2 protein-coding genes and 3 pseudogenes are annotated in these 3,926 nt (G+C 73.5%); 2 read left to right on the top strand and 3 right to left on the bottom strand.

The genetic code is table 11. The features are described 5' to 3' along the window. Nucleotides 1-1,412: pseudogene (locus tag JNW87_RS35875) on the bottom strand (DEAD/DEAH box helicase); the annotation flags it as partial. Between the two features lie 301 nt (nucleotides 1,413-1,713). Between JNW87_RS35875 and JNW87_RS35870 the strand changes: the two are divergent. After that, a pseudogene (locus JNW87_RS35870) lies at nucleotides 1,714-2,366 on the top strand (ferritin-like fold-containing protein). 63 nt (nucleotides 2,367-2,429) lie between these two features. Here the strand turns inward: JNW87_RS35870 and JNW87_RS35865 are convergent. Beyond that, the gene (locus tag JNW87_RS35865; RefSeq protein ID WP_109804608.1) at nucleotides 2,430-2,657 is read right to left on the bottom strand and encodes a DUF3107 domain-containing protein; all 228 of its coding nucleotides are present in this window, start codon (nucleotides 2,655-2,657) and stop codon (nucleotides 2,430-2,432) included. A 71-nt stretch (nucleotides 2,658-2,728) separates the two neighbouring features. Beyond that, complete coding sequence (locus tag JNW87_RS35860) at nucleotides 2,729-3,367, bottom strand: TetR/AcrR family transcriptional regulator (RefSeq protein WP_043965396.1); 639 nt, start codon at nucleotides 3,365-3,367, stop codon at nucleotides 2,729-2,731. Nucleotides 3,368-3,515: 148 nt separating this feature from the next. Here JNW87_RS35860 and JNW87_RS35855 point away from each other — a divergent pair. Beyond that, a pseudogene (locus JNW87_RS35855) lies at nucleotides 3,516-3,926 on the top strand (hypothetical protein); the annotation flags it as partial.

Genomic DNA, 3,926 nt, shown 5'->3' with positions numbered 1-3,926 from the left:
CCGGCCGCGCTCGCGGTCGCCGCGCTCGCGGTCGCCGCGCTCGCTCCGGCCGCGGCTCTCGCCGCGGCGGGAGCCCCGGCTCTCACCGCGCCGGGGCCGGCCGCCGAGGTCCTCCTCGACCTCCGCCGACAGCCCGGCCCGAGTCCGCTCGGCGGTCGGCAGGGTGCCGGTGACGTCGCGGGAGATGTCCAGGTCGGTGTAGAGGTGCGGAGAGGTGTGGTACGTCTCCAGCGGCTCCGGCATCTCCAGCCCGAGCGTCTTGTCGATGATCCGCCAACGGGGCATGTCGTCCCAGTCGACGAAGGTCACCGCGACACCGGTCGCCCCGGCCCGGCCGGTACGACCGATCCGGTGGGTGTAGGTGTCCTGGTCCTCGGGGCAGTCGTAGTTGATGACGTGGGTGACGCCGGTGACGTCGAGCCCACGTGCCGCCACGTCGGTGGCGACCAGGATGTCGATCTTGCCGGCGCGGAACGCCCGCAGGGCCCGCTCGCGGGCGCCCTGGCCCAGGTCCCCGTGGACGGCGGCGACCGCGAAGCCGCGGAAGTCGAGGTCCTCGGCGACCCGGTCGGCGGCCCGCTTGGTCCGGGTGAAGATCATGGTCAGGCCGCGCCCCTCCGCCTGGAGGATGCGCGCGACGATCTCGACCTTGTTCATCGAGTGGGTGCGGTAGACCAGCTGCTGCGTCTGCGGCGACGGGCCGGTCTCGGCGGTGTGCCCGGCGTGGATGGTCACCGGCCGGCGCAGGAAGCGCCGGGACAGGGCGACGATCGGGTCCGGCATGGTGGCCGAGAACAGCATGGTCTGCCGGTCCTCCGGCAGCATCGCGAGGATCTTCTCGACGTCGTCGAGGAAGCCCAGGTCGAGCATCCGGTCGGCCTCGTCGAGGACCAGCGCGCGCACCCGGTCGAGCCGCAGGTGCTTCTGCTTCTGCAGGTCCATCAGCCGGCCGGGCGTACCGACCAGGATCTCGACGCCCTTACGCAGCGCGTCGATCTGCGGCTCGTACGCCACGCCGCCGTAGATCGGCAGCACCCGCACGCCCCGGGTCTTGCCCGCGGCGCGAGGTCCTTGGCGACCTGGATGCCCAGCTCGCGGGTGGGGACGACGACCAGCGCCTGCGGCACGCCGTCGCTGCCCTCGGCGGGGGCGAAGACGCGCTCCAGCAGCGGTACGCCGAAGCCGAGGGTCTTGCCGGTGCCGGTCGGTGCCTGGCCGATCAGGTCTACGCCGCGCAGCGCGATCGGCAGCGCGTACTCCTGGATGGCGAACGCGCGGGTGATGCCGGCGGCGGCCAGGGCCTCGACGGTCTCCTGGCGGGCGCCGAGTTCGGCGAAAGTGGGAGCCTCCGGACGGACCGGAGCGGTGGGGGCCAGTTCCTGGCCCACGTTGTCCTGAATCAGCTCGCTCATATGGATTTGGGGGTGCCCTCTCGTGGTGCGCCCCGTCATGTCCTCAGGGCGCGATCGGTATGGCGCGGGCCACACGGTCGGGCGGAATGCCGAGCCGGACCGGGCCGCACGCGCGCCGCGGGTCGGGTGCGATCAGTTCACTGATCGGATCGACGCCCACGGCAACTGTTCCATACTACCTGAACCCCCTGGTGGCTGTCCTGATTCCGGGTGACCGGGCGACGTCCGGGGGTAACGGGTGTGACCTGCGCCACAAGGGCGTGGGCGGCCGGGTCACCTGGCCGGACGGTAGCCTGCGCTGGTGTCCGCCCCGACCGCGCCCGACCCGGCCCTCGTCGACCTGCTCGGCCTGGTGGCGTACGGGGAGCTGCTGGCGTTCGACCGGCTGGCCGCCGACGCCCGGCTCGCCCCGGACCTGCGCCGCCGGGCGCGCTGAGCGAGATGGCCGCGGCCGAGATCGGCAGCTACCGGCGGATCGCCGACCGGCTCGCGGCGCTCGGCGTGCCGCCCGACGACGCGATGGCCCCGTACGTCGGGGCGCTCCAGGCGTACCACGACTCGACCGAGCCGAAGAACTGGCTGGAGGCGGTGACCAAGGCGTACGTCGGCGACGCCATCACCGACGACTTCCTCCGGGAGATCGCCGACGGCCTGGCCGAACCGGACCGCCGGCTGGTCCTCGATGTCCTGCACGACTCCCGGTACGCCGAGTTCGCCGCCGCCGAGATGCGGGCGGCGATCGAGGCCGACCCGCGGGTGGCCAACCGGCTCTCGATGTGGGCGCGGCGGCTCGTCGGGGAGGCGCTCTCCCAGGCCGGGCGGGTCGCCGCCGCCGACCGGGGCGGGCTGACCTCGCTGATCACGCGGCGGGAGGGCGCGGACGTGCCGGCGCTGTTCCGGCGGATGACCGCCGCGCACACCGCGCGGATGACCGCCGCCGGGCTGAACAACTGAGCCGCCTCGGGCGTGCCGCGCGGCAGGGACGCGGGTGCGTCGCCTGCCGCGGCAACCGGATCGTCAGCGGACGGTGAACCCGACCGCGCGGGGCGCGGCCTCCGCGATCTCGACGTACGCGACCTTGTTGACCGGCACGATCACCCGTCGGCCCTTCTCGTCGGTCAGGGAGAGGGTGCCCTCGCCCTTGGCGAAGGCGTCGGTCACGATCTGCTCGATCTCGGCTGGCGTCTGCGCGCTCTCCAGGACCAGCTCGCGCGGCGCGTACTGCACGCCGATCTTGACCTCCACGGTGCCTCCTCAACCTCAACTGGGGCGAAAAAGCCGCCGTGCGAAGGCTATCCGATCTGACGGCCCGATGTTCAGGCTGACTCACCTTGCAGCGGGAAGCTGGCGATGCCCCGCCAGGACAGCGCGGCGACCAGCGCCTCCGCCTCCGCTTTCGGCACCTGCCGCCCGCCGGCCAGCCAGAACTGCGCCGCCGTCTCCGCCGCCCCGACCAGGCCGGAGGCGAGCAGCTCGGCGTGCGCCCGGCTGACGCCGGTGTCCGAGATGATGGTGTCGGTTATCGCCGCGATGCAGCCCTGCTCGACCCGCTCCACCCGCTGCCGGACGGCCGGGTCGTTGCGCAGGTCCGACTCGAAGACCAGGCGGAACGCCTCGCTCTCGTGGTCGACGAAGTCGAAGTACGCGCGCACCGACGCGCTCACCCGCTCCTTGTTGTCGTTGGTGCCGCGCATCGCGTCGTGCACCTTCGCCACGATGGCGTCGCAGTGCGTGTCCAGCAGCGCCAGGTAGAGCTCCATCTTGCCCGGGAAGTGCTGGTAGAGCACCGGCTTGGAGACCCCCGCCCGCTCGGCGATGTCGTCCATCGCCGCGGCGTGGTAGCCCTGGGCGACGAACACCTCCTGGGCGGCCGCGAGCAGCTGCTTGCGCCGCGCCGAACGGGGCAGGCGGGTGGGCCGGCCTGCGGTCTGTGCACCGTTCCCCACAGCGGTCATGGGAGCCTCCGAGTTTCGTCGTACGAGCCGGCACTTATCACCCGAACCGGTCCGGGTCGTGAACCCGTCCCGGAATTGGCCCGCCGCTGTAACTTATCGCCACTGTCACCACACGGTAGCCTCAGCGGGGGCGACCAAGGAGCGCGCGGTGAGTGAATCAGGGCAACCCGGAGCCGCCACCCCGGGAGAGCACGGCGACGGGACGGGTCAGCAGGACGACCTGGCCCGTTCCGCCGGCGGGTGGGCGCCCCCGGCAGCCGGCTGGTCCCGCGGCGGGGAGGCCGGCCGCGAGCCGACACCCGCCTGGCGGCAGCCCGACCCCGCCGGCGGCTGGGGCGCCTCGTCCACTCGACACGGTGACCTGCCGGCCCCGCTGGCCGGGCCGCCCGCCGAGGCGCCGCCGGCCCGGGTCAACGGCCGTCCCCACGTCAACGGCGTGCGCTACGCCGAGGAGGAGCCGCCCGTGTCCCGCCAGGCTCCGGTGAGTGCCCCGCCCGCCGCCGAGCCGCGGCGCGACCTCGACGGCGACCGGCTGGTCGTACCGGCCCAGCGACCGGCG

Origin of the sequence: Micromonospora sp. ATA51, assembly GCF_016802855.1 — a bacterium.
In the GTDB taxonomy this organism is placed as follows: domain Bacteria; phylum Actinomycetota; class Actinomycetes; order Mycobacteriales; family Micromonosporaceae; genus Micromonospora; species Micromonospora sicca.
Note: the sequence above shows the minus strand (reverse complement) of the source record. Positions and strands in the feature narration are given on the sequence as shown.